Annotated in this window: 21 protein-coding genes and 2 tRNA genes; 6 read left to right on the top strand and 17 right to left on the bottom strand. The window is 38.1% G+C overall.

The window, feature by feature from the left end; genetic code table 11:
• Positions 1 to 5: 5 nt before the first annotated feature.
• Positions 6 to 1,904: a tRNA uridine-5-carboxymethylaminomethyl(34) synthesis enzyme MnmG gene (gene mnmG, locus GT641_RS06655; protein WP_161117123.1), complete on the top strand. Its 1,899-nt coding sequence runs from the start codon at positions 6 to 8 to the stop codon at positions 1,902 to 1,904.
• Positions 1,905 to 2,019: 115 nt separating this feature from the next.
• Positions 2,020 to 2,742, top strand: a complete 723-nt coding sequence (gene rsmG, locus GT641_RS06650) for a 16S rRNA (guanine(527)-N(7))-methyltransferase RsmG (RefSeq protein ID WP_161117122.1) — start codon at positions 2,020 to 2,022, stop codon at positions 2,740 to 2,742.
• A 160-nt stretch (positions 2,743 to 2,902) separates the two neighbouring features.
• Here rsmG and GT641_RS06645 read toward each other — a convergent pair whose 3' ends face one another.
• From GT641_RS06645 to trmB, 14 genes are all read right to left on the bottom strand, one after another.
• On the bottom strand, positions 2,903 to 3,862 hold the full coding sequence (locus GT641_RS06645; RefSeq protein ID WP_008401684.1) for a 3'-5' exonuclease: 960 nt from the start codon (positions 3,860 to 3,862) through the stop codon (positions 2,903 to 2,905).
• A gap of 115 nt (positions 3,863 to 3,977) precedes the next feature.
• Positions 3,978 to 4,051: transfer RNA gene (locus tag GT641_RS06640), tRNA-Arg, on the bottom strand.
• 68 nt (positions 4,052 to 4,119) lie between these two features.
• The gene (locus tag GT641_RS06635; protein WP_008401685.1) at positions 4,120 to 4,995 is read right to left on the bottom strand and encodes a DUF3881 family protein; all 876 of its coding nucleotides are present in this window, start codon (positions 4,993 to 4,995) and stop codon (positions 4,120 to 4,122) included.
• A 73-nt stretch (positions 4,996 to 5,068) separates the two neighbouring features.
• Positions 5,069 to 6,352: a serine--tRNA ligase gene (gene serS / locus GT641_RS06630; RefSeq protein WP_008401686.1), complete on the bottom strand. Its 1,284-nt coding sequence runs from the start codon at positions 6,350 to 6,352 to the stop codon at positions 5,069 to 5,071.
• Positions 6,353 to 6,442: 90 nt separating this feature from the next.
• Positions 6,443 to 6,973 carry a DUF4446 family protein gene (locus GT641_RS06625; protein ID WP_008401687.1) on the bottom strand — a complete coding sequence of 177 codons (531 nt, stop codon included), beginning with the start codon at positions 6,971 to 6,973 and terminating at the stop codon, positions 6,443 to 6,445.
• A 20-nt stretch (positions 6,974 to 6,993) separates the two neighbouring features.
• Positions 6,994 to 7,932 (bottom strand): ParB/RepB/Spo0J family partition protein, encoded by a 939-nt coding sequence (locus tag GT641_RS06620; RefSeq protein ID WP_008401688.1) that lies wholly within the window; start codon positions 7,930 to 7,932, stop codon positions 6,994 to 6,996.
• A 17-nt stretch (positions 7,933 to 7,949) separates the two neighbouring features.
• Positions 7,950 to 8,729: an AAA family ATPase gene (locus GT641_RS06615; RefSeq protein ID WP_008401689.1), complete on the bottom strand. Its 780-nt coding sequence runs from the start codon at positions 8,727 to 8,729 to the stop codon at positions 7,950 to 7,952.
• 648 nt (positions 8,730 to 9,377) lie between these two features.
• Entirely contained in the window at positions 9,378 to 10,334 is a 957-nt protein-coding gene (locus GT641_RS06610; protein WP_119963580.1) for an alpha/beta hydrolase, read from the bottom strand.
• 174 nt (positions 10,335 to 10,508) lie between these two features.
• Positions 10,509 to 11,234, bottom strand: coding sequence for a DUF6320 domain-containing protein (locus GT641_RS06605; protein WP_008401693.1), 726 nt, complete (start codon positions 11,232 to 11,234; stop codon positions 10,509 to 10,511).
• Entirely contained in the window at positions 11,227 to 12,510 is a 1,284-nt protein-coding gene (locus GT641_RS06600; RefSeq protein WP_008401694.1) for a hypothetical protein, read from the bottom strand. The genes GT641_RS06605 and GT641_RS06600 overlap by 8 nt, the downstream gene beginning before the upstream one ends.
• A 15-nt stretch (positions 12,511 to 12,525) precedes the next feature.
• Entirely contained in the window at positions 12,526 to 14,217 is a 1,692-nt protein-coding gene (gene argS, locus GT641_RS06595; RefSeq protein WP_008401695.1) for an arginine--tRNA ligase, read from the bottom strand.
• A gap of 92 nt (positions 14,218 to 14,309) precedes the next feature.
• Positions 14,310 to 15,440, bottom strand: a complete 1,131-nt coding sequence (locus GT641_RS06590; protein WP_243143708.1) for an ATP-binding protein — start codon at positions 15,438 to 15,440, stop codon at positions 14,310 to 14,312.
• A 56-nt stretch (positions 15,441 to 15,496) separates the two neighbouring features.
• Positions 15,497 to 17,098, bottom strand: coding sequence for a D-alanyl-D-alanine carboxypeptidase family protein (locus tag GT641_RS06585; protein ID WP_161117120.1), 1,602 nt, complete (start codon positions 17,096 to 17,098; stop codon positions 15,497 to 15,499).
• Between the two features lie 19 nt (positions 17,099 to 17,117).
• Positions 17,118 to 17,765 carry a tRNA (guanosine(46)-N7)-methyltransferase TrmB gene (gene trmB, locus GT641_RS06580; protein ID WP_008401698.1) on the bottom strand — a complete coding sequence of 216 codons (648 nt, stop codon included), beginning with the start codon at positions 17,763 to 17,765 and terminating at the stop codon, positions 17,118 to 17,120.
• A 961-nt stretch (positions 17,766 to 18,726) separates the two neighbouring features.
• On the opposite strand from trmB, the gene GT641_RS06575 reads away from it, so the two are divergent.
• A tRNA-Lys gene (locus tag GT641_RS06575) sits at positions 18,727 to 18,799 on the top strand.
• A gap of 80 nt (positions 18,800 to 18,879) precedes the next feature.
• Here the strand turns inward: GT641_RS06575 and GT641_RS06570 are convergent.
• From GT641_RS06570 to GT641_RS06560, 3 genes are read right to left on the bottom strand one after another with little or no spacing between them, the layout of a single operon-like run.
• Complete coding sequence (locus GT641_RS06570) at positions 18,880 to 20,190, bottom strand: GHKL domain-containing protein (protein ID WP_243104440.1); 1,311 nt, start codon at positions 20,188 to 20,190, stop codon at positions 18,880 to 18,882.
• Positions 20,191 to 20,216: 26 nt separating this feature from the next.
• Positions 20,217 to 20,948: a LytTR family DNA-binding domain-containing protein gene (locus tag GT641_RS06565; RefSeq protein WP_008401702.1), complete on the bottom strand. Its 732-nt coding sequence runs from the start codon at positions 20,946 to 20,948 to the stop codon at positions 20,217 to 20,219.
• A complete protein-coding gene (locus GT641_RS06560; protein ID WP_008401703.1) occupies positions 20,945 to 21,523 on the bottom strand; it encodes an accessory gene regulator B family protein in 579 nt (192 codons plus the stop codon). The genes GT641_RS06565 and GT641_RS06560 overlap by 4 nt, the downstream gene beginning before the upstream one ends.
• Before the next feature lie 243 nt (positions 21,524 to 21,766).
• Here GT641_RS06560 and GT641_RS06555 point away from each other — a divergent pair, with 243 nt between their 5' ends.
• The 3 genes from GT641_RS06555 (at position 21,767) to GT641_RS06545 (ending at position 25,132) form a co-directional block, all read left to right on the top strand.
• Positions 21,767 to 21,931 (top strand): hypothetical protein, encoded by a 165-nt coding sequence (locus GT641_RS06555; protein ID WP_156782870.1) that lies wholly within the window; start codon positions 21,767 to 21,769, stop codon positions 21,929 to 21,931.
• 145 nt (positions 21,932 to 22,076) lie between these two features.
• On the top strand, positions 22,077 to 22,736 hold the full coding sequence (locus GT641_RS06550; RefSeq protein WP_179960553.1) for an ABC transporter ATP-binding protein: 660 nt from the start codon (positions 22,077 to 22,079) through the stop codon (positions 22,734 to 22,736).
• Between the two features lie 14 nt (positions 22,737 to 22,750).
• Positions 22,751 to 25,132: an ABC transporter permease gene (locus GT641_RS06545; RefSeq protein WP_008401706.1), complete on the top strand. Its 2,382-nt coding sequence runs from the start codon at positions 22,751 to 22,753 to the stop codon at positions 25,130 to 25,132.
• The last annotated feature ends 2 nt before the right edge of the window (positions 25,133 to 25,134 follow it).

Here is a 25,134-nt window from a genome sequence, read left to right as displayed (position 1 = left end):
GATAAATGCCAGTGGTTGAAGAAAATTATGATGTGGTAGTTGTGGGGGCCGGTCATGCAGGCTGTGAAGCTGCACTTGCTTCTGCTCGGCTTGGACTTGAAACGATTCTTTTTACAGTTAGTATGGACAGTGTAGCCATGATGCCCTGTAATCCAAACGTAGGTGGAAGCTCGAAAGGACACCTGGTAAGAGAACTGGATGCACTCGGCGGGGAGATGGGAAAGAATATTGATAAGACTTATATTCAGTCCAAAATGTTAAATGCATCAAAAGGACCTGCTGTTCATTCTCTTCGAGCGCAGGCAGATAAGTCAAATTATTCCCGTACAATGAAACATACATTAGAGAATACCGATCATCTGGTATTACGTCAGGCTGAGGTATCAGAGCTGATGGTAATAGACGGCGTGGTTAAGGGTGTTAAGACATTTTCCGGTGCAACCTATTATGCAAAGGCAGTTGTTCTCTGTACAGGTACTTATCTGAAAGCAAGATGTATCTATGGAGATGTCGTAAATCATACAGGACCAAATGGACTTATGGCAGCCAATCATTTGTCGGATTCCATGAAAGAAGCCGGAATCGGTATCCGCCGGTTTAAGACAGGTACACCTGCAAGACTGGATAAGAGAACGATTGATTTCTCTCAGATGGAGGAACAAAAGGGTGATGAGCATATCGTTCCATTTTCATTTACAAATACAGAAGAAGATATCAAGAGGGATCAGGTATCCTGCTGGCTTTGTTATACAAATGAGGAAACACATGAGATCATTCGTGAGAATATCAACCGTTCTCCATTGTTTTCCGGTGTGATCGAAGGTACAGGACCTAGATACTGCCCTTCGATCGAGGACAAGGTTATGAAGTTTCCGGATAAGACGAGACATCAGATTTTTATAGAGCCGGAGGGTGAATTTACAAATGAGATGTATATGGGCGGAATGTCCAGCTCTCTCCCGGAGGATGTTCAGTATAAGATGATTCGGAGCATGAAAGGACTTGAGAATGTCAGGATCGTAAGAAATGCTTATGCGATTGAGTATGATTGTATCAGTGCGATCAATCTGAAGCATTCACTGGAATTTAAGGATGTGGAAGGCTTATTTGGAGCAGGTCAGTTAAATGGAAGCTCCGGTTATGAGGAAGCGGCAGCACAGGGACTTATGGCCGGTATCAATGCAGCCAGAAAGGTGCTTGGAAAAGAGCCTGTTGTACTGGATCGTTCACAGGCTTATATAGGTGTGTTGATCGATGATCTGGTTACAAAGGAGACAAAAGAACCATACCGAATGATGACTTCCAGAGCAGAATATCGTCTGCTGTTAAGACAGGATAACGCGGATCTTCGACTGACCGATATAGGTCATGAAATCGGGCTGATCGACGATGAGAGATATGAGAAATTCTGTCAGAAACGTACAATGATCGAAGAAGAAACAAAGCGTTTAACTGAAACGATGGTTGGCGGAAACAGTAAGATTCAGGAATTCTTGCGTTCTATGGAAACAACAGAGTTAAAGACAGCAGTAAGTCTTGCAGAGCTGATCCGCAGACCGGAGCTTTCTTATGAGAAGATTGCACCGATCGATTCTGAGAGACAGCCGTTGCCTGCGGATGTGATCGAACAAATTGATATATCGATCAAGTATGAAGGATATATCAAGAGACAGACGGAACAGGTACATCAGTTTAAGAAGCTGGAAAAGAGAATGATCCCGGCTGATCTGAATTATGATGATGTATCGAATCTTCGAAAAGAAGCCAGACAGAAGTTAAAGGATATCAAGCCGGAAAATATCGGTCAGGCATCCAGAATCTCCGGTGTATCACCGGCAGATATATCTGTGCTGCTGGTTTATCTGAAGATGAAGCAGCATGGCGTAGAGTCTGAAAATAAATAAAAAAGCAGATATGAAGATAATATAAAATTATCTGTAGGTAAGTGTTATTTTTGAAAGCATATAATATGAGATGTAATATATATGTTCAGAAATATATAGAAAGGATACCATAAATATGGATCGACTATATGAAGTAGCAAAGAAGATAGATATTGAATTAAGTGATCATCAGTTAGAACAGTTTCAGAAATATTATGAGCTTCTGGTAGAGTGGAATAAGGTTATGAATCTGACAGCCATCATAGAGAAGGAAGATGTCATTATAAAGCATTTTGTAGATAGTCTTCTACTTGCAAAATATAAAAAGTTGGATGAATCTTTATCAGTCATAGATGTAGGGACCGGAGCAGGATTTCCCGGAATACCACTTAAGATCGCATTTCCGGGATTAAAGGTAACTTTGATGGATTCCCTGAATAAGCGTGTAAAGTTTTTAAATGAAGTTATCCGCACGCTTGAGCTGGATGATATAGAAGCTGTTCACAGCAGAGCTGAGGATGGGGGAAGAAATGTACAGTATCGTGAGAAGTATGATCTTGCGGTATCAAGGGCAGTTGCCAATCTTTCTTCTTTATCGGAATTTTGTATGCCATTTGTTAAGACAGGTGGATATTTTATTCCATATAAGGCATCCGGACTGGATGAAGAGATCCATGCAGGAAAGAAAGCCATTCGTATCCTTGGAGGACAGGTAGAGAATATCTTCCATACAACGATACCTGATACGGATATGGAACGTTGTTTTGTCTTCGTGAAGAAGATAGCAGCAACACCGGAGGAGTATCCAAGAAAAGCAGGAACAGCGACAAAGAAGCCTCTTGGAATGAAAGAAAAATAAAAAAGTATAGTAGAAATGAAAATATATAATATGAAAAATATATAATATCAATGAAAGACATTATATAAAAATGGAGCAGGTATTTGTAAACCTGCTCCATTTTTATTAGGAAAATATACAGAAAAATGATCTGTTCGTTTTATTATCAAATGTTAGAATATTATCTTGTAGCACGAGTGTGCCGTTTTTCTTTACGTCTCTCTCGAATTTCTGTCTGTTTTTGTTTGATAGCTTCAACACCGTTTTTATCTATTGGTTTAATTGTTTTAACAACATAGTATTTTCCGTTATCAAGTGGTTTAAATTTTATCTTTCCACTGAAATAACCATGGTGCCAGCATTTCCCTGCACAGATGTAAGAAGACGGACTGTTTGAAAACCATTCAAGCCTCTTATTGATCTTCTTGTTACATTTGTAGCATCTTATACAGGTAATATCTTCATCGTCCATTGCTTCCTGCTTGCTTGAAAATTCTCTTGTAATGTATTCATACTGATTATTATGTATGGCTACAATTTCCTCTTCCTTTTTTGTAGGATGAATATACAGATCGAAGCTGTATAAATCTTTCAAATTTCTTGGATGCATCTCTTTTAAAACAAGAGCGGTATATCTGGCATCGTTTACAGCAGAATGAAAAGGTTCATCTTCCGGTATATTAAAATCTGCAACTGCTTTTTCCAGTTTACTGACGGTAGAACCGGTTGGATCGACCATGTTTGCATATATCTGCTGAAGATTTAAAAATTTCAAAGGACGAGGAAGCTTGTCCATATAGTAGAAAGCCATATTTGTCTGTAATTCGGTAAGATCCATGGGACCCCAGGTACAAAAGATATAATCTTTACCGCACCATTCCAGAAATTCCGTACAGACTTCTTTAAATCCTCTTCCTTTTGCCAGATCCGTTTCATCATAATTTAAAATGGTTCTGATTTTTGAATGTAATTTTTTATAGATCCGGGGTTTTATCAAACTGGAATATTCATCAATGATGCGATAGTTCTTATCTACTTTAACTGCACCAATTTCGATAATTTCAAAAGGCATTCGGGGATGTTCTCCGATATGACCGGAATAACTTTGATTCCACTCAAGATCCATTACGATATAGTTCATGTGTATTGATCCTTTGATTTGTTATATGAAAATAACTGTCGTATACTTTCAAATTAATTAATTTACATCTATGAAATTCTGAAAATAATTTAAAATATAAGAATTTCATAAAAAATGCACCTGGCGGGATTCGAACCCACGGCCTTCCGCTTAGGAGGCGGACGCTCTATCCTGCTGAGCTACAAATGCAGACGAGTTAAACTTTATAGAAACCCTAACATTACTATGATACCTAAGAATATTAGAAATGTCAATTTTTAAAAAATGACATTTCCCTGCAGCCAGATTTCACCTTTAAAACGGCGCCCCGGAGCCGGTAGCCCGAGAAGATCTTTTTCATTAATGGCTATGGTCATAAGCATTTCATTTGTTTCCACGTTCAGAAGATAGACATTATCATTTGTATAATCATTCTTACATAAGGTGTAGTCCAGAATATTTCCTATAATAGAATAATGTTCTGTCTCAATACCATATGGCATGAAATTTGTTTCTACAATAGAAAGAATGTCTTCATAATGTGACCGACGGTTTACCTGTGTATAGATATCCATGTCATCCAACGTAAGACTTTCCATTGCGGTGCGATCACCTTGTCTGGCAGCTTCAATTAACTTGTTTCGGTTAGCAGAAGAATGATTGTGTTCTTTTGTTGATGGTGGAAGCTGTTCTATATCAAGTATGATCTTACCATTTGTAGACAGACCGGACATATAAGCCTTATTGATCAGATGGTTGGAGTAGTTCATCCATTTTGTATTTGCATAGTCGGAAACATTGGTAAGAAAGAAGATAAGTGTCATGCCGAGATTATAATCCTCACATACACCGGCAAAAGATTCTTTATCTCCGTGCTTTTCTATATAGATGCGTTCCTGATTCATTACGGAAGAACTGCGAACATAAGGAAAGTAATATTCAAATGAAACTGTGTTGTCGATATCCATTTCACCAACAAGTGAAATGCCAAAGCCTTCTCCAAAGTCTTTGGTCAGTTGGACAAGACGTGTGTCTGCATCAACAGTTATAATATTTCTTGTTGTTGGATAGGCAATGATTTCTTTTGTGATCGGAGTCAATTGCCTTCTGTTTTTTATATCGGAAAAACCAATTGAACGCAGATAACTGTGCATACAGACACCTCCTGTCTTACATTTTTATAATTTAGTCTAATTTACTATGGTCAAAAAAGTCTGTTTTATATAATTAAGCTTCAATTTTATCCTTGCCACCCATGTATGGACGAAGTACTTCTGGAATTCTTACTGAGCCATCTTCCTGAAGGTTGTTCTCGAGGAAGGCAATTAACATTCTAGGTGGAGCAACTACAGTATTATTTAAGGTATGTGCAAGATACTTCTTACCATCTTCGCCCTTTACACGAATCTGAAGTCTTCTTGCCTGAGCATCACCCAGATTTGAACAACTTCCTACTTCAAAGTACTTCTTCTGACGTGGTGACCATGCTTCTACATCCAGTGATTTAACTTTCAAATCTGCGAGGTCACCTGAGCAGCATTCCAGAGTACGAACAGGAATATCAAGTGAACGGAAAAGATCAACTGTATTCTGCCATAATTTATCAAACCACATCTTGCTTTCTTCCGGTTTACAGACAACGATCATTTCCTGTTTCTCAAATTGATGAATACGATATACACCACGTTCCTCAATACCATGAGCACCTTTTTCTTTTCTGAAACATGGAGAGTAGCTTGTTAATGTCTTTGGAAGTTCTTCTTCCGGAATAATCTGATCGATGAATTTACCAATCATGGAGTGCTCGGATGTACCGATCAAGTAAAGATCTTCGCCTTCAATCTTATACATCATCGCATCCATTTCCGCAAAACTCATAACACCTGTAACTACATTGCTTCGAATCATGAAAGGAGGAACACAGTAGGTAAATCCTCTATCAATCATGAAGTCTCTTGCATAAGAGATAACAGCAGAATGGAGTCTTGCAATATCACCCATCAGATAGTAGAAACCATTTCCTGCTACACGTCTTGCTGAATCAAGATCCAGTCCGTGAAGATGTTCCATGATCTCTGAATGATATGGAATCTCAAAATCAGGAACGACCGGCTCACCAAAGCGTTCAATCTCTACATTTTCGGAATCGTCCTTACCGATAGGAACTGATGGATCAATGATATTTGGAATGACCATCATGATTTCTTTTACTTTTGCTTGAAGTTCTGTTTCGTTTTCCTGTAATTCTGATAAACGCTCAGCCTGTTCTGTTACCTGTTTCTTAATTTCTTCAGCTTCTTCCTTTTTACCCTGAGCCATTAAAGCACCAATCTGCTTGGACAGTTTATTCCTATTCGCTCTCAGATCATCTGCTTCCTGCTGTGTAGCTCTTGCCTGTGCATCGAGTTCAATTACCTCATCAACAAGTGGGAGCTTGCTGTCCTGAAATTTGTTTTTAATGTTCTGTTTTACTACATCTGGATTCTCTCTTAAAAATTTAATGTCTATCATTTTTTGATATTCCTCCTAGTTTATATGAATATTGTATATCCATATGTTTTTATATTTTTTTGACTAAAGTCATTATTGTTCTGAAAATTATTATTGTTCTATAATATCTTCAATTTCTTCATCCAGAGTTTTTGCACGTTCAATTGCTTCTTTCTCTTCATCGGAGAGAGCAACATAAGATTCTCCTCGAATCAATTCTTTAGCATATGCAAAACATCCTTCTCTGGAATGCATACAGTTTAGAACAATACCATTGTTATTGCTATCCATAAATGCAATAGCAAAGCTGAGACTTCCACCCATTCCTTCAAAGGCATCGTATTTTACAAGACCAATCTTACTTATGCAGGAGGCAAGAGTTTCCTGTATCTCTTTATGTTCCTTTGTAAGACGTTTGGAATTATTTTTAACAGCGTCCATTTCAGCAAAACGATCAAGAATAATGTCTTCCATATCGCCTGCTGTTTTCCCGTTTAGAAGACGTTTGATATCTTTATTTCTTTTTCGTATATTTGCCAGTATATAGAATATAAATATAAACTGGGCGATGATTAAAATGAATAAAATGATGAAAAGGATAGCAGGATCCAGACCAATCTTATCAAGTAATGTATTGTTCATCTGATATAGTTCCTTTCCGTTTATTCTCTGTTGATGGAATATAACATCTCTGTTATTCTTTCCAATTCATCCTGAGAATAGTAATTTATTTCAATTTTTCCTTTTTCATTGTTCTTTGATTTTATAGCTATCTTTGCACCCAAAATATCTTTTAAACGACTTTCAATATCATTATAGAAGATAGATAAATCGTTTGTGGCTACAATATTTTCTTTCGACTCTTTCGGAATACTTAAAAGCTTTTTAATATAAATCTCTGTGTCGCGAACACTAAGTTTATTATCAAAGATAAAATTGGCCGCTTCTGTCTGTAATTCAGCGTCTTCAATCGGAATTAGTGCACGAGCATGACCGGTTGTTAGTTTATCTTCAATAATCATCTGACGTACTTCGTCGCATAATTTTAAGAGACGAAGAGAATTTGCGATAGTTGATCTGTTCTTGGACACCTTTTCAGCAACTTCTTCCTGAGTCAGACTATATTCATTAATCAGGCTTTCATATGCCAGAGCTTCTTCAATTGGGTTCAGATCTTCACGTTGAATATTTTCAATGAGAGAAATCTCCATAATTTCACGATCTGTATATTCCCGAATGACGACAGGAACTTCTTTTACACCGGCAAGTCTGGCTGCGCGCCATCTGCGTTCACCGGCAATAATCTCATAAAATTTGCCTTTTTTTGTAACAATAAGGGGTTCTAATACACCATACTGTTTGATAGAATCTGCAAGTTCCTGTAATGCATCTTCATCGAATTGCTTTCTGGGCTGAGATTTATTTGGCTCAATCTGTGTTATCTTAACTTTTTGTTCTACTTCTTTTACAACTTCCTTTACAACTTCTTTTGTAATGGTTTTTGTTGTTTCGCCAGGAGTAGATTTGGATTTCGTTCTTGCTTCATCGCCTGTGGGAATCAGTTGATTCAGACCTCTTCCCAAACCTTTTTTTGTGGGCATGATTTTCCTCCTGTATTTTATTTATAATAATCATTTTCGATTACTTCATCTGCAAGCATCATATAGTGTTCAGCTCCAGCAGATTTTGGGTCATATTCAATTATAGGCATTCCATAACTTGGTGCTTCTGCCAGACGTACATTTCTGGGAATCATAGTGTTATAGATATGCTGATTCAGATTTTCTTTTACATTTTCTACAACCTGCATAGAAAGATTTGTTCGTGAATCATACATAGTGAATACGATTCCTTCAATCGTTAGTAAACGGTTAAGCTGTTTTCGAATCAGATTTACTGTATAGATTAACTGTGATAATCCATCCAGAGCAAAAAATTCACACTGAATAGGAACTAATACTGTGTTGGCTGCAGTTAAGGCATTGACAGTTAACATTCCGAGAGCAGGTGGACAATCTATAATGATGTAATCAAATTTTCGCCTTACACTTTTAAGATGATTTTTAAGGACATATTGTGGGTCTTCTACCGTAACAAATTCTACTTCAGCACCTGCGAGTTCTCGACTTGCAGGTAATAGATTCAAACCTTTGATATCGGGATAGGCATCAATAATCATACATTCGCCAAGGTTACAATCGCCATTTAGCATATCATATACACTGTATTCAAGTGCATTCTTATCGATACCGAGACCACTTGTCATATTACCCTGTGGATCCATATCTACAGCTAATACCTTCTTTCCCTTTTTTGCAAGGCAGGCTGCAAGATTAATTGCAGTTGTAGTTTTTCCTACGCCACCTTTCTGGTTGGCAATTGCGATTATTCTTCCCACTTGTTGATAATCTCCTTCTTAAAGTCTAATAACAGATGTTTCACGTGAAACATTTTATTTACAAATTTATTTTTTACTTTGTTGTATTATTTTTTCCTTGTCCATTATATCACTATAATAGAATTATTGAAATGAAAAAATCTCTATATATTATAAAATCCCGTCACACTAATTAAAAAATAAATTAGCAGAACGGGTACAAGAAAATGTCTATATAAAAGGAAAGATGTGACGTAACATGATATAGCGGGCTCCGGAAAGAGCAATTTAAAAAAAGGGGGGGATTAAATTTTGCTATATTATGTGTAGTCACATCAATCTTATCAAAACGTATAGACTGCGTTTCGATGGACTTATTATAACACTAATATGTAGAAATATCTACTATTATTTTGAAAAATGTAGAAAAAATTAAAAAAGATGTTCTCGTGAGATGAATTCCTCGCTGTGTTTCACGTGAAACAAGTAATGATAAACAAGTATGATTGTGTTTCACGTGAAACATATAATAATAAAAAATATGTCTGTGTTTCACGTGAAACATAAAATAGGATTGCTTCTTTATAGTAAGACAATCCTATCTTATGTTTGTTTACTTACTAAATTTTTATGTGTAAGAGTATCCTATCCGTTTATTCTATATATCTGTTAGAATATCATTAATTGCTCTAAGAATTTAGAAACCTCCACCCAGGCTTTTTTGGATTCCGGCATAAGGGTCATACCCATTTGAAAAACATGGAACATATTCTCATATATGGATAAACGAACTTTTACACCCTGGGCTTTTGCTTTTTCAGCAACAAGAACAGAATCAGATAAAAGCATCTCATTAGATCCAACCTGAATCAGCATCGGAGGAAAACCGGTAAAATCACCAAACAATGGTGAGATATAAGGATCACTTGAGTCATGAGCTCCCGGATAAACACTGTTGTAGATTAAGCTTTCATTTGTATTTCCAAAAAGTGGATCAATCTCAAAATTCTCTGTATAGGATGGACCACTTGCTGTCAGGTCTGTCCATGGAGACATAGCTACGATTCCGGCAGGAAGAATACGATCTCGATCTGCAAGATAATGGCATAATGCCATAGCTAATCCGCCACCGGCAGAATCACCGGCCAGAATGATATGGTTTTCAGAGTAGCCATGGGTTAACAGCCAGTCATATGAATATAAGGCATCGTTTAAAGCTGCTGGATATGGATTCTCCGGGGCAACACGATAATCAATGGAAAGAACAGATGCGCCTTTCCCAAGCTCTGAATATAAACCGGCAAACATACGATACTGTGTCTTAAAAGCTCCGACATATCCGCCACCATGAAATTGAAGGATGACATATGGATTATGGGAATTTTTCCATTTTAACATTTCCATTTTGAAATTCTTTGTTTCTATTAATTCGCTGGTAAAATGATCCGGATATTTATATGTTTTATCAATGTCGCTTTTGGAACGATTGTTATTTCTAATCTGTGTAAGAAGGTTGTTACTATTGAAATCTGCGACCAGTTCACATACAAGTTTTGCTTGTTTGCTCATTCCGGAATTATCAGGAGATGAGGAAGAACCGGAGGTTAATTTATCTAAAAGTGCCATTTAATAAAATCTCTCTTTCTAAATTTAGTTAATAGTAAGCAGTGCACAACGAAAAATAATTGCTGGCACTGCTTTTACTATAAGATAATTTGTATTTGTAGGTTATTACCTGTGATGTCATTTATAAAATAATATCCTATGCTTGAAATATAATTCTATATATGAAATATAATTTTATACATGAAATCTACGTTTTAGTTCTGTTGTTGCAGGTCGATCTCCGAATACCAGTGTACCACCGAGCAACAGAGCACTCATAACATCTGCAATGATCATAAAGAAATCATGTTTAAAGAACTTTCCGGTAAGCATAAGTATTGTCAGGATCACACAAATAATAATGATATATACCTGTAATAAAATATAGGATTGCCAATTTTCAGTATTAATAATCATCAAAACAAGAATTGCAATGTCTAGCATTGCAATAACACAAGGTATTGCAAAGTCGATTGACCATCCGGTATATCCAAGTATATAATCAACCAATACAAGAACGGGCATGATGAAAATTGCCTGTACCAGCATTTTCTTTCGATGACTCTTATTGTGCCTAAATGAATAGATCAGTGAAAAACAGGCATATGCAAGTCCGATTCCGCACAGGGCTGACCATTTTACCTTTGAATATGTCAGGTAATTGATCAGAATAAGGACACCTTCTACAACAATACTGCAAAATATTGTCAGTTTAATAACAAACCGCATACGACGCATTGCGGGCGTAATATCCGGATACATAACAGATTTTGACTTCTCACCGGTTCCTTGACTATGGTCAAGAAAGTCTTTTTCACTTTCCGGATCTTTCACCGGATCATATTCCAGAACTCCGTTACATAAAGGACATGAAAGGGAGTGATCCAGAACATCTATGTTACAACGTCTACATTTACTCATAATACACCCCGTTACTTTCTATCGATACATGAATTCCGTCTCGAACCATCTGGCGGAAAAATTCTTTTTGTATAAATGTTTCACGAATGGCAGAGCTGAAGGTGAAGACCAGTGTATCCTTATAACTGATGACACTTCCTTTGATGAACTGTCCTTTGGACATTGACAGAACGACATGGAAGCGGTCGATATATTCCTTATACATATCATCAACGGATACAACTCCAAGGTTTGTGATCGTTGATGTATTTGCTTTTAATGAAGCTTTATAAATACGGCGCATGGCGATGCTCTTAAAGACACGCGGAACGGCACGGATGATAAAATTTACTTCATTGGAAACGTTATAGGATAACAGCTTCTCCAGATTTTCTTTATTGATTTGTTCCTTCAGACTATCTGCGATGATGTGCAGAACATCTTCAAATGTATAAGTATCCTTCTCCGGCTTGAAGTAAGCGGAGACAACGGCAAAGAAGTTCTTCGTTGTATTGGAATTAAAATATGGGCGAAGATTTACAGGAACGACGGTGCTGATCGGACGCTTGGAAGGCTGACCCTTCAGGTATTCTTTGTAGATTGCCCAAGTAAATGTACCGAGCAGATACTGGTTGATGGTTACGCCATATTTTGCTGCCGCCTGTTTGATCTCGGCAACCGGGATGTAGCCGTGCAGGATAGCAAAATGATTAAATGGCAGCTTTTCCCCCTTTAAGATAACTGCTTTTTCCGTCTTATAGGAACGTTTGGCAGGTCGTATATAGTTCTTCTTATAGCTGTCCTCGATATCCAACGAGGAATCTGCATTTAAGGTATTACCTGCTTTTTCAGCAAGTTCCGGGTATTTGTACCGGAGGTACTGGTAAGTCAATTCCTTCAGAAAAATAAGAGCACCATTTCCGTCTGTTAGGACATGAAATACTTCCAGATTGATCCGCTTCTGATAGTAGGTAACACGGAACAGATATTCGTTATTTGTATAGGGATTGATATACAGACAAGGATATGTATCTTCCGGTATTACCCTTGGAGCAGGCCGATTATTTGCTTCAAAGTAATACCAGAAAATACCATTTTTTAGTTTGTGATTAAACACATCAAAAAATGGAAGAATCTTGTCCAATGCCTTTTGCAGAAGTTCTGCATCGATGTCTTCTGTCAATGTAACGGAAATGCGGTAAACATTACTTACATTTTCACTTACAATGACAGGAAACAGATTGGCTGTATTATCGAGTTTATCCCATTTAATTGTCTTATTTAATCGTTTAGACATGAAAGATCACCTGATTTACATAGCTTCCGGTGCATTGATTCCAAGGAGATCTAATGCATCGTGAAGTGTTTTCTTTGTAAGGTATGTGAGCATGACACGGGCATTCTTTACATTTTCCTCCGGCACGTTGATACGTGTAGAGTTGTAGAATTTGTTAAATGCCTGAGCAACATCTACAGCAAATCTTGCAACAACAGATGGTTCGTATTTCTCTGCTGCATCCGATACAACCTTAGGAAAACGGTTGATTTCTTTTAAGAGATTCATAGCGTCCGGTTCAGAGATCGTGCTATAATCAACCGGCTTTGCAGGATCAAAATTCTCAGCAAGTCTTACAACGCTGGAGCATCTTGCATGGGTGTACTGAACATAAGGACCGGTCTCACCATCAAAGTTCAATACTTTGTCCCAGCTAAAGGATACATCTTTGATACGCTGGTTATAAAGGTCATTGAAAAGAACAGAGCCAACACCGACGATCTTGGCAACTTCTTCTTTATCAGGAAGGTTTGGACTCTTTTCTGAGATGATTTCAAAACTCTTTTTAATTGCATCATGCAGGATGTCTTCTGCGTAGATGATATTTCCGCTTCTGGTTGAAAGCTTTGCACCCTCTAAGCTTACCAGTCCATACGGAATGTGAACCAGAGAATCCTTCGCCCAGTCATTTCCGAGAAGCTCTACTACTTTGAACACCTGTGCAAAATGCAGCTTCTGTTCCTGTCCGGTTACATATAAGCATTTTGTGAAATGATAGGTATTCTTACGATAGAAGATAGCAGCCAGATCACGGGTTGCATAGATGGAGCTTCCATCTTTCTTTGTAACGATACATGGAGCCATATCATAGTCGGACAGATCTACGATCATAGCACCCTCGCTTTCCTTTAACAGGTTCGCGTTTGTCAACTGGTCAACAACGTCCTGGCATTTGTCACGATAGAAGCTTTCACCGAGATAATAATCAAAATCCATACCCAGAAGATCATAGGTACGTTTGTATTCTACAAGACTGATGTCCTTGAACCACTGCCAGATTGAGAGGGCTTCTTCATCCCCATGCTCCATCTTGCTGAACCATGCTCTTGCTTCATCTACAAGCTCCGGATTCTTGTCTGCTTCTTCATGGAACTTCACATAGAGACGCATAAGCTCAGCAACGCCATCTTTCTCAACTGCTTCCTTTGTGCCCCAGTTCTTATATGCAACGATCAGCTTACCAAACTGTGTACCCCAGTCACCCAAGTGGTTGATACGGATTACTTTATAGCCGAGTTTGGAATAGATCTTATAGAGGGAATTACCGATGATAGTAGTTCTGAGGTGTCCAACGTGGAAGTTCTTTGCTACGTTTGGCGAGGAGTAATCGATACAGATAACCTTGTCTGCACCTTCGTCTGAACCACCAAAGTTGTCCTTTAATGCAGCTTCGATCATAGTCTGGACAAAGATATCTTTCTTTACGAAGAAGTTTAGATATGCACCCTGAACATCAATCTTATCGAGAAAATCAACATCACCGATAGCTTCTTTGATATCGGCTGCAATCAGATTTGGTGCTTTATGCATAGTCTTTGCAAGTCTGAAGCAAGGAAATGCATAATCACCAAGCTCCTGCTTTGGTGGTATCTCAATAAAGGTTGCTATTTCTTCAGCAGTCATGCCTTCTACATGATCTGCAATCAGATTTACGATTTTTTCTTTCATAATTAAGGTTGTCCTTTCAAATTCTTTCTTATATATTAAGGAAATGTCCTTATTTTTCTTTCATTTCATAATTAAGGGGGAGAACCCATAATCTACATTATTTCAATTGGGATAGAAAAACGGATATCTGTTCCACTAATGATATCACCATCTATCTTAAGTTGTCCATTTAACAGATAAATAAGCTCCTGAATGCGGTGAAGTCCACTGTTCCATGGAGAGGTGTGACTGTAATTCTTATCAATGCCGATGCCGTTGTCATTGATATGTACCGATATCTGATCGCTAAGAATCTGAATATTGATATCAATACGATTTGCATTTGCATGCTTATATACATTGTCCAGACATTCACACAGTATACGGATCAGACTGATTGTGATAATTTCCGGAATCTCGATCGAAGCGTCCGGACAGTCAATGTCAGATTCAATGACACATTCCGGGTGAGTGTCTTTATATCGGAAAATGGTATCCCTTAACAAGGTTTCAATCGGTACAGACGTATCGATGCCCCCGGTAAGTCCTGAAAGGATAGCATTCAGAGAATCTTTCATGGAAATTGTCCTTTCAATCAGTTCATCAAGGGTGACTGTTGCCCGGTTGATATCGGATTTGATCAACCATGACAGGGAATCCAGAGTATGTCTGGTTCGATCTAGCTGATCCAGAATATCGGTATGTAGGGTCTGTACCAATTTGTCCTGATCGTATTTCTTCAGACGCAAGATATTGAATCCATGATTGATAACCGGAAGATTTTCTTCGGTAGATTCATCATCTTCAAGTGCAGTTGATTCTTTTGTGAATTCATCTGCCAGTTCGTCCAAAAAAGTATCCAGTTTTCTGGTCGCTGTATGAAGGAGAGTGATCCTGCTTTTCAGCTCGTCAGCATCAGCCTGTAAGCTATGGATATTTGCTGTAAGTTCAGCATCAGAAGCATTTAGTTCTTTTAATTCCTGCTCAATCTGTGCTGCTTTTTCCTCCTGTGTTGTAGTCGTTGTAGAAAATGGAGAAAAAACATTATGTCCGGCACTGTTTTTAAAGGAATAGACCTCCAGTGTTTTCATAAGCTCATCAATTTTGATCTTCAATTCAAACTGCTTTGTTTTTAAAGACTGGATCTGTTCCAGCTTCGCTACATACAGTCCGTTGAAGTAGTCCAGCATTTCCTGATTGGAATCCCGCACTGTTTTCAGGTTTTCCGTTGTTGAAATATCCATGATATTCTCCATTCTCCTCTATAACCGATAAGAGGTTTTGTTGTTTTTATTGTACCTTATTCGTCAAGGTCATTATCAAATGTTTCCTGCAGCTGTCGTCGGCGTTCTTCATATTGTTTTCTTCTTGCTGCCTGAATCGCACGCTGACGTTTTCTTGCTTTCTGTATATGGATCAGATAGACCACAAACAATACGGCAAGAAGAAGCAGAACGGCAAGAATGATCCACAATGGATGGATCGACAGCTTCTTTTTTGCTACAGGGGCTGCAACTGTAGTATCAGCTGCATTCTCCGTGTTTTTTGATGACAGCTGTTTACCATCCGGGTTATAGCCGGTTACGGTAAGATCTGTTGTTCCTATCATATTTCCGCCATAGGAGAGGATCAGATGTCCCACGGTATAAGTATCTCCATCTTTTACCGGTTCTTTGTTATATTCGATACTGTAAGTTAATTTCTTAATATCATCATTTTTATTGAAATTCAGTTTATAGTCCTTATCAACCTGCAATGTAATATCAGAACCGGAATCAGCCTTGTAATAGGAGTTCAGATAATCAAGCGTCTGTGATATCTGGGTGCTGTCAAAGGTATAGTCGGTCAGAGGAGTCTGGAGACTATAATTCCGGAAGCAATACTCATAGATGGCCTTGCTGTCAGTGTAGGTATTTGCCGCACCGTTGCAGTTCATCAGAACACAGATCAGTTCTGTATCACCTTTTTTACTCCAGGTAACAAGGGTATTTAATGCATCGTTTGTATAGCCGGTCTTACCGCCTTCACAGTATTCATAGTAATATTTGCTGTCAGGATTTGTCATCTTGCAATGCTGCCAGAGCTGACGTTCTTCCTCACAGATATTTGTCGGTCCGATGACGTGATTTCTGGTACCGGTCACTTTACGAAATTCATCGTAGCCAAGACAGGCTTTGGTTATTAACGCCATGTCATAACAGGTCGTATAGTGATTCTCATCCGGCAGGCCGTTTGCATTTACAAAATGAGTGCCAAGGCAGCCAAGTTCGACTGCACGTTCATTCATCATCTTAGCAAAATCTTCGATGCTTCCGCCGGAGACAAATTCTCCGATGCCCCATGCAACTTCATTTGCGGATTCCAGCATCATACCATAGAGGGCATCCTCCATAGAGATTTGTTCACCTTCATCCAGACCGATATGGCTGCTTCCTCGATCAATGCCGAAGACGGCATCGTGTGACATTGTTACAGTATCGGTCAGCTTTGTATTTTCAATGGCAAGTAAGAAGGTCAAAAGCTTCGTAATACTTGCCGGGTACTGTTTATCAAAAGCGTTTTTTTGATATAGAATATTCCCAGTATTTGCATCCAGTACGATGGCATAGTTGGATGCAAGCTCCGGTGCTTTGCCCGGTTCGTCAGGGTACTCGGTTGTAACTAAGTATTCAGTTGTTCCATCCTCATCTGTGCTGTTATCTGATCCTTCGTTTGTAGAGTCATCAGATGCCGTATTCGTAACTGTACTGTCTGGAAGAAACAAATGGTCTGTTCCGGCAGCAGAGGATGACGTGCTGTCTATATAGAAAACGCTCATGGTAAATAACAGAACAGTGGACAGGATAACGACAGGAATTGCATGTCTTGTCCTGTTTTTCTTCGGGTTCTTTCTTATCTTCATGAACGGTTATTCTCCAATGCTATTTCTTTGTTCGATATGCAACCAGCCGGTTGATCGGAGTACCAAGAGCAGAAAACTTTGCTTCGTATTCTGTCATGATATTTCCTTCGTTGTATTCGGAATGGTGCAGATCATATGTGTAGTTTTCAAGTGTCCATCCTGCTTCCGGAACCTGCTCTAAGGAGAAGTCAAATAATGGGCGGTTATCTGTCTTGAACATAACACGTCCGTCCGGCGCAAGGATATGATCGTAGTGTTCGAAAAAGTGAGTTGAAGTCAGACGTCTCTTGGCATGGCGATCTTTTGGCCATGGATCAGAGAAGTTCAGGTAGATATTTGCTACTTCATTCTCTGCAAAGACATTCTCGATATATTCGGCATCCATTCTTATAAAATAAAGATTGGTCATGCCTTCTTCCTGTTCACGTTTCTCGATGGCGCGCACCAGAACGCTGGAATATTTCTCGATACCGAGATAGTTGATATCCGGATTCTGTCTGGCAAGCTCCATAATAAATTGTCCTTTTCCCATACCGATCTCGATGTGGATAGGATTTGTATTTCCAAAAAATTCGCTCCATTTGCCTTTCATGCTTTCTTCGTCATGCACGACATATTTGTTGTCGGCAATTGTCTCTCTGGAGCCTTTTACGTTTCTAAGTCTCACGAGGGTGTTCCTCCAAAATAATCTTAATTCGCAATGCCCACTATGTGGTCAATTCGCAATGCCCACCATGTGGTCAATTCGCAATGCCCACCATGTGGTCAATTCGCAATGCCCACTATGTGGTCAATTCGCAATGCCCACCATGTGGTCAATTCGCAATGCCCACTATGTGGTCAATTCGCAATGCCCACCTCGCCTGACGGCTTTGTGGTGGATCGCAATATCCACTATGTGGTCAATTCGCAATGCCCACCTCGCCTGACGGCTTTGTGGTGGATCGCAATACCCACTATGTGGTCAATTCGCAATGCCCACCTCGCCTGACGGCTCGTTGTAGTGCTTCGCACTATAGAATTACATATATATAGAACTCGCCGTAAGCAAGCTTCCGCTCGTTCTACATATATATAATTCTGCATTGCTCATTGTTCCATTATATCAATATTAGGGTTTTAAAGTAAATAGCAGGGCGGCTTTTTTTATGTTTTTTCGTGGGTTTTCATAAGGAAATCTGCGAAATAAAGGAACTTATTTCAGTTTCTTCATATAATGTGTTATAGAGGACTTTTTTACCGGAAGGATGGAAGGCGTTGATGGATGAAAAAAGTAATTCGGTTTGGAGGGGTGAACGATGCGGAATCAGAAATTTCAGAAAAAAGTGACAGCCCGTAGTTATTGTAATAAAGGATTTAACCGGTGGTGTGTCTGCCTGTATAAGGGGTATGAGGAAGTAAAAAAGATTTTAAATCAGGATTGTTGTAATAGAGAAAAGAAACCGCACTGCTACAATAGAAGAAGATAAAAATCAATAGGGAAAAAGTACAAAAATCCGCATAAAATCTATGCAAATAACCGATATTAAAAAAAGTTAAAATTTTTTGAAAAAAATGCTTGCATTTGGATAAACTATGTTATATAATCAATTTCGTTGTCGGCGAGATAACAAATTAAAAAAGACTTCGGGCCGCTAGCTCATTTGGTAGAGCACCTGACTCTTAATCAGGGTGTGCGGGGTTCGAGCCCCCGGCGGCCCACTACAAAAGTCCTAATTTGGCAGATATTTGAAGCTGCTGGGTTGGGGCTTTTTTTCGGTTTAGGAATATATATTTTTGATTCAGGTAGTTCTCTTTTTTTCAGGAATAATAACCGTTACGGAATAGATTCCATTTTCGTAATTGATCAGGCAAAATCCGCCGCAGGCTTCAGCAGAATTTTTTACATTCTTCAAACCATATCCATGAATAAAGTCCAGATTTTCTATATCTTCCGGTGGTTTTTCTCCAATAGGAAAATGGTAGGTATTTGTAATATAGATCGTAAAGGTATGTTCAATCGTCTGAATATTGATATTGATTTCTCCACTCTGTTCTTCCAGACAGGCATTTAATGCATTATCTAACAGGTTTCCAAGAATAATAGTCATATGATAATCGTCACATGGAACAAGGTCATTGTCGATTTTTAGTTTGGTTGTGAGTTTGATGTTGTGTCGGGCAGTCCGAAGCATAAGATTGCTTATAAAAGCGTCGATGACCAGATTTCCTGTATTTACAGTACAATATCTGGCTTCCAGATCGGACATGGTTTCTCTTGCATATGGAATGATACGATCATAGTGTTCTTCATTTACACAGGTCTCAATATAGAATAAATGCTTCTTGATATCATGCATGAATCCACGAATGTTTTTATAGGCATCTCCAAGCTGCTGGTATTTCTGTCGCTGATAGTTTACCTGCTCGGTAAGCTGTCCTGCTTCCTGGGCAAGTGATTCAGCTTTTAAGACGCTCTGAAGAAGAATGTAGTTTACGATATTAATAATAAGCAGAAAGATAACAAGGATCAGGTAAGCATCAGGGTTGGTTTTATTCATGTGGAAAAAGGATGGCAATAGAACCAATATGCAGGATAAGGCTGGAATAAGAATCAGAAGTGCTGCATATTTTTTTGACTTTACACCGGCTTTTTTCTTCTTAATAATGTGAATAATCATGATAATCAAGATTATTAACAGATCACATATAAAAGAAATGGATGTAAATGTTATCTCAGGGAGGGTGTCGAATTGGATCGTAACATCCGTAAAATGAGCAATAATATAGTAGGCAAGCTCCTCACAGATTGAGATTATAATGGAGTAGCTTACAATTACCAATACACGATAAATAAACCCGGAGACAAAAAAGAAAGAGAGAAGAAAGGTCCTCAGATTTGTCAGTGAGGTACGGAAAAAGGTAACCATGTTTGATACATCACCATTAAAAGGCGCAGTTATCTTCCAGAAGATAAAATCAGATAATAAAAATGCAAGTATCAGCCAGTAAAAGCGTACTTTATCTTTTCTTTTTTCAAACATCGTCTGAAAGTATAAATATAATACGATGTTATCAATTATAGAACTTAACAATGTAATGTATGTTGACATTGATTCTCTTTCCTCTATAAAAATAATTAGTTTAATACATGTATGATTCGATCTGCATATAACTGCTGTAATGGACTTATCTTTCTTCTGCTGATCGGAAGCTGTTCACCATTATCCATTAAAACATGTGTCTGCTGAATGATCTGGATATGACCAATGTTGATCAGATATCCACGATAAGTTGAATAAAAGCTGTGTGTTGCCAGACGATTTTCCCATTCCTGAATGGTTCCCTCGCCATATAGAATAGCATCAGTCAGATGATATTCAAGATACCGTTTTTCACCTTTCACTGCCTGAATATATAAAAGGTTATTAACGGGGATCAGATGTTCTTCTCCATTTGTATCGATCACAATTTTAGTTATGTGTGAATGTTGATAACGACGGATAATATCAGACAGTAATTTTTCAATTCTTACATAGCTTACCGGTTTTGTAAGAAACTGAAATGGTTGTACTTCAAAGCTTTCCTGCATGTATTCAGGATAGGATGTTACAAATACAATAAATGATTCATCATATAATTCATCACGCAGATATCTTGCAATCGTCATGCCATTGATTCCGGGCATTTCGATATCCAGCAGAAGAATCTGAAATGGATGTTTCCGCTGTGCCTGTAAAAGGGCTTCGCCGGATTGGAATGATTCGATTTCAAATTGGATATTGTAAGATATCATATAATGCTTAATGTGTTCTGTCAGACAGGCAATATCTAACTGAGTGTCATCACAGATGCCGAGTCGAAAGGTCATAAATTCCTCCTGTTTTTCCAGATACCGATGTATACACTTATTACGCCTTCCATCATACAGATTGTAACCATTCCCATATAAAGTATCTGTCTGCATATATAGAGGACGATCATAAGGATACTCATAATTATACAGGTTATTATACATCGGTGAAATAATTTTTTTCGCTGATCTACAGATAATCGTTTGTTCTTTGTATCAACCGGTGCAACAGGGAGGATCATACCCCAGAAAATCAGATATAGAATAAGCAGCCCGACAGGTTCTATATATGGTACAAGAACCGGACCGAGAAAAACAGTCGCCAGATAAATGCCATATGAAAGCAGGGTACACCCAAGTCTTGTATTTGCATGGAAGCCTCCGGCAAAATGACGGATCGGGATAGTAACCAGAAGATAGCAAATGGTAATGCCAAATCGATGGACGAGCAGACCGAAGATAAGAACTATGATATCATATAAGAGAGACTCGATCAGATAGTCAAAGAGATAAGCATATATGGATTGTTGTTCTTTTGGTATCTGTCCGTCTTCTGTTAATATATCTGCCAGATATGTTCCGGGTTGTTTCATCAGCAAAAATCCCCCTTTTTATTAATAAAATCAGTATAACATGAAATAGTAAAAAATGTATTTTTTTAGAGTGAGTGGTCGAAATTCGGGAGTGAATGGTACAAAAATTACCGTTCACTCCCGAATTTCGACCACTCACTCCAAAATCGTCACAATTTGAAAAAGATGTGCTAAAATAAAGACACGGTTTGGGCTTTAGCCGTTGTGATTAAAGGGCAAAAAAGAAGAAAGGGGGAGATACTTATGAAGAAGACAGTAACCAAACTAATCTGTAAGTTTGGCGCACAACTCTGTGCCGTGGCTATGGTGATCGCACCACTGGTATCTGATATATGTAGAAATAAGTATTATCAGCCGGAAGAGCCTGAAGGATTAGCGGCTTTTGCCAATAAGCATAGGGTTAGCTAGAGAGGCTAAAAGTAGAAAGTGATTCTTCAAATAATGAAACACGTCATATTTTCCATGTTGTTTATAATAAGAAAAATCGACTGTAAATGGAAAATATGACGTGCTTTTGTTAAATAAAAATATTGAGCGCAGAGAGGTGGATATCATGATAAAAATAGAACATTTGACAAAAAAGTATGGAGAAGGAGATTCCTGTTGTCTGGCGCTTAATGACGTTAGTGCAGATATTCAGGAAAATACATTTACAGTTATTACAGGCAAAAGTGGAAGCGGAAAAACAACATTATTAAATATGATCGGATTGATTGATAAGCCGGATTCTGGAAGCATATTGGTTGAAGACAGGAATATATTGGACTATGGTAAAAAAGACTGTTTACGATATCGTCGGGAAATGATTGGAATGGTATTCCAGTTTTTTCAGTTAATACCGGTTCTTACATGTCGGGATAATATTATGATCGCAAATGAATGTGTAAAGAAATGTAAGAAGGATTATTTTGATACATTGACAGAACAATTAGATATAAAAGATCTTTTAAATAAATATCCGGATCAGTTATCAGGTGGACAACAACAACGGATTGCAATCGCGAGGGCATTGATCAATCAACCCAGGATCATTCTGGCAGACGAACCAACCGGTAATCTGGATTCGGAGAACAGCAGACGTGTCATTGATCTGTTGAAACAGACAACAAATGAATATGGCATGACTTTGCTCATGGTGACGCATGATGCTGATATTGCAAAGCAGGCAGATCACTGTATTCATCTTGTTGACGGAAGAATCCAGCAGAATTAAGGAGGGGAAACAATATGAAGTGCCGATTGATATTTCACAATATCCTGCACAACAGGAAAAAAGCGGTTCGGGCAATTATAAGTATTTGTTTTTCTGTTATGCTTATCTTTTTCTCGATCAATGCATATATATCATTTCAGGATATGCGGCTGCAAAATGCGTATCAGACAAATGGAGAATATAATATTACTTTACATAATGTAACATATAAGGTTCGTGACTGGATATTGGAGCAGTATAAGGATCAGGCAACACTTGGTGTAGAAAAAATAGTTGCAAATGTAAATAATGAATTATGCATCGTGGATAGTGATGCAGCTTCGATCACTATGAATCATTACCAATTAGAAAAGGGCATTTTTCCCCAAAAAGAAAATGAGATTGCTATATCGGCAACAGCCAAATACAAAAATGTATATATTGCAAAACAATTTGATCTGGGAGACACAGTTACCTTCAAGGATCAGACCTATACGATTAGTGGAATTTTAAATGATTATGATTATAGTACACAGGATGTCTATAAGGTTGCGATCGTAAATGGAAGTATACGGGGAAATTTATACAACATCTATATTCATTTTAATGATCGACGGGACTATCAGCCGGGATATAAAGCAATAAAAAAATATATGGATCTGAGTTCCAAACAGATTTTTAATGGTGATACCGCCCATGGATTTATGGAAGGATACCATATGATTACAAATGGAGATCTGAATGCGATAGAGATTGACAGATCAGGCGGGCTGGAGGATACCAATATTGGACAACTCCTCATGGGTTTTATCATACTAATCATACTTACTTCACTCATTCTTGGTATTCATATTTTCCTGTCGTATATGAGTGAAAGAAGTAATCAGCAGGGAATCCTAATGAGTCTTGGATTTTCAAATAGCTATATTTTTTCGGCATATTTCCTGGAGGGTTTCATTCTGATAATTATTGGATGTGTGCTTGGACTTATACTTGGAAGATATATTACCATTTTGATCTTTAAGCTTATACAGTCATTACGAACCATCCCACTGGAACATTTCGCTCCACAGTTCCAGCCAATTTCATATATGGTCATTTGGGGAATCTGTGTATTGGATTTTATAGTTGGAATCTGTCCTGTATTAATATATCGTTCAAGAATGAAAATGATCGATATTATGAAAGGTGGAAAGAACAATTATAAGGTAAAGGATAAACGTGGATCTGAAAAAGGAAATATCATGATGCGGTATTCCATTCGGGATACCGGAGATTATGAAAAGGTATTTTCATTCCTGTCTCTTGTCTTGATCGGAATGGTAACGATGCTGGTTCTTATGGTAAATCGTTATGTATCATATCAGTTATTGTCTGAGGAAAGTCAGGATGTACAGTTTTCACTAATATCCGATGATGTCAGTCATATGGACGATTTTGAAAATCTGATACCGGGCGTTTCCTACTATGATGAGGTTTATGATACTATGGGTGAGTTTTTCATTGATCCTTCTCTTATCAATATGGACTATGCAGATGATTTGATATTTTCAGATGATGAAAAGGGTGTGTGGTGTGAGATTGTTGGTGTCAGTGAAAAACAATATAACCGAAAAATAGAGATGTCACAGGAGGTCAGCTATAATAAGTTTGTCCAATCTGGAGGAGTGATCATAATTGATAATTATAAGAATACAGAAGATTGTATTTTAAATGATATCCCGGATACACTAAAGTATGCGGGTCGTCAGGAGGAAGAAGGACCGGTATTTTCAGAGGGAGAAGTACCGGTTTTCGGAAGAAGCAGATTCTTAAACTGGAAGGATCAGAATGGAATCGCTATCATTGTTCCTGAAGAGCTGTTTAAAAAACAATTCGATTATACAAATGTACTTATTAATATAAATGTAAAGTCGGGTTATGAGTTAAAGGCAGCAGAGTTTCTGAATACACATGCACCTGTATATGAATATTCTTTTTTTGATACTTTGACAGATTACATCCGGGATCAGGATAATAAGAAAACGATTCAGGGTGGTACTTATGGAATTTTTGTAATCATTATGGTAATTAATTTCCTGGCAGTTTTATATATTCATGCACTGACATTCGTTCGACGCAGACACAACTTTGCCATCCTGAAGGCAATTGGCCGCACAGACAGCAGTATTATTTTGCCGATGCTTCTGACCAAGATTGGTCAGGGAATTGTTGTATCTATTGTAGCTGTCTTTATAGTGACACTTTTGTGCCGCTTATATTTGTCAGAAATAACAAAAAATATTGTGTTAGTTGATGGCTGGAAAAGCATAGCACTGGTGCTTGCATTTGTTCTGTTTATTCAGATAGTGGCAATTTTTATGGATGTTATTCAATTAAAAAGACAAAGAATCTTAAAGGATCTGAGAGAGGAATAAGG

The organism is Clostridium sp. BIOML-A1 (genome assembly GCF_009874105.1).
In the GTDB taxonomy this organism is placed as follows: Bacteria; Bacillota; Clostridia; order Lachnospirales; family Lachnospiraceae; genus Coprococcus.
Note: the sequence above shows the minus strand (reverse complement) of the source record. Positions and strands in the feature narration are given on the sequence as shown.

Coding starts and splice junctions, on each gene's coding strand:
- GT641_RS06645 (WP_008401684.1), bottom strand. CDS start 3,862: ATGAACTATATCGTAATGGATCTTGAGTGGAATCAAAGTTATTCCGGT.
- GT641_RS06590 (WP_243143708.1), bottom strand. CDS start 15,440: ATGGATATTTCAACAACGGAAAACCTGAAAACAGTGCGGGATTCCAAT.
- GT641_RS06555 (WP_156782870.1), top strand. CDS start 21,767: ATGAAGAAGACAGTAACCAAACTAATCTGTAAGTTTGGCGCACAACTC.
- GT641_RS06565 (WP_008401702.1), bottom strand. CDS start 20,948: ATGACCTTTCGACTCGGCATCTGTGATGACACTCAGTTAGATATTGCC.
- GT641_RS06605 (WP_008401693.1), bottom strand. CDS start 11,234: ATGAGTAAATGTAGACGTTGTAACATAGATGTTCTGGATCACTCCCTT.
- rsmG (WP_161117122.1), top strand. CDS start 2,020: ATGGATCGACTATATGAAGTAGCAAAGAAGATAGATATTGAATTAAGT.
- GT641_RS06620 (WP_008401688.1), bottom strand. CDS start 7,932: ATGCCCACAAAAAAAGGTTTGGGAAGAGGTCTGAATCAACTGATTCCC.
- GT641_RS06610 (WP_119963580.1), bottom strand. CDS start 10,334: ATGGCACTTTTAGATAAATTAACCTCCGGTTCTTCCTCATCTCCTGAT.
- GT641_RS06600 (WP_008401694.1), bottom strand. CDS start 12,510: ATGTCTAAACGATTAAATAAGACAATTAAATGGGATAAACTCGATAAT.
- serS (WP_008401686.1), bottom strand. CDS start 6,352: ATGATAGACATTAAATTTTTAAGAGAGAATCCAGATGTAGTAAAACAG.
- argS (WP_008401695.1), bottom strand. CDS start 14,217: ATGAAAGAAAAAATCGTAAATCTGATTGCAGATCATGTAGAAGGCATG.
- GT641_RS06560 (WP_008401703.1), bottom strand. CDS start 21,523: ATGAAACAACCCGGAACATATCTGGCAGATATATTAACAGAAGACGGA.
- GT641_RS06570 (WP_243104440.1), bottom strand. CDS start 20,190: ATGTCAACATACATTACATTGTTAAGTTCTATAATTGATAACATCGTA.
- GT641_RS06635 (WP_008401685.1), bottom strand. CDS start 4,995: ATGCACAGTTATCTGCGTTCAATTGGTTTTTCCGATATAAAAAACAGA.
- mnmG (WP_161117123.1), top strand. CDS start 6: ATGCCAGTGGTTGAAGAAAATTATGATGTGGTAGTTGTGGGGGCCGGT.
- GT641_RS06625 (WP_008401687.1), bottom strand. CDS start 6,973: ATGAACAATACATTACTTGATAAGATTGGTCTGGATCCTGCTATCCTT.
- GT641_RS06550 (WP_179960553.1), top strand. CDS start 22,077: ATGATAAAAATAGAACATTTGACAAAAAAGTATGGAGAAGGAGATTCC.
- GT641_RS06585 (WP_161117120.1), bottom strand. CDS start 17,098: ATGAAGATAAGAAAGAACCCGAAGAAAAACAGGACAAGACATGCAATT.
- GT641_RS06545 (WP_008401706.1), top strand. CDS start 22,751: ATGAAGTGCCGATTGATATTTCACAATATCCTGCACAACAGGAAAAAA.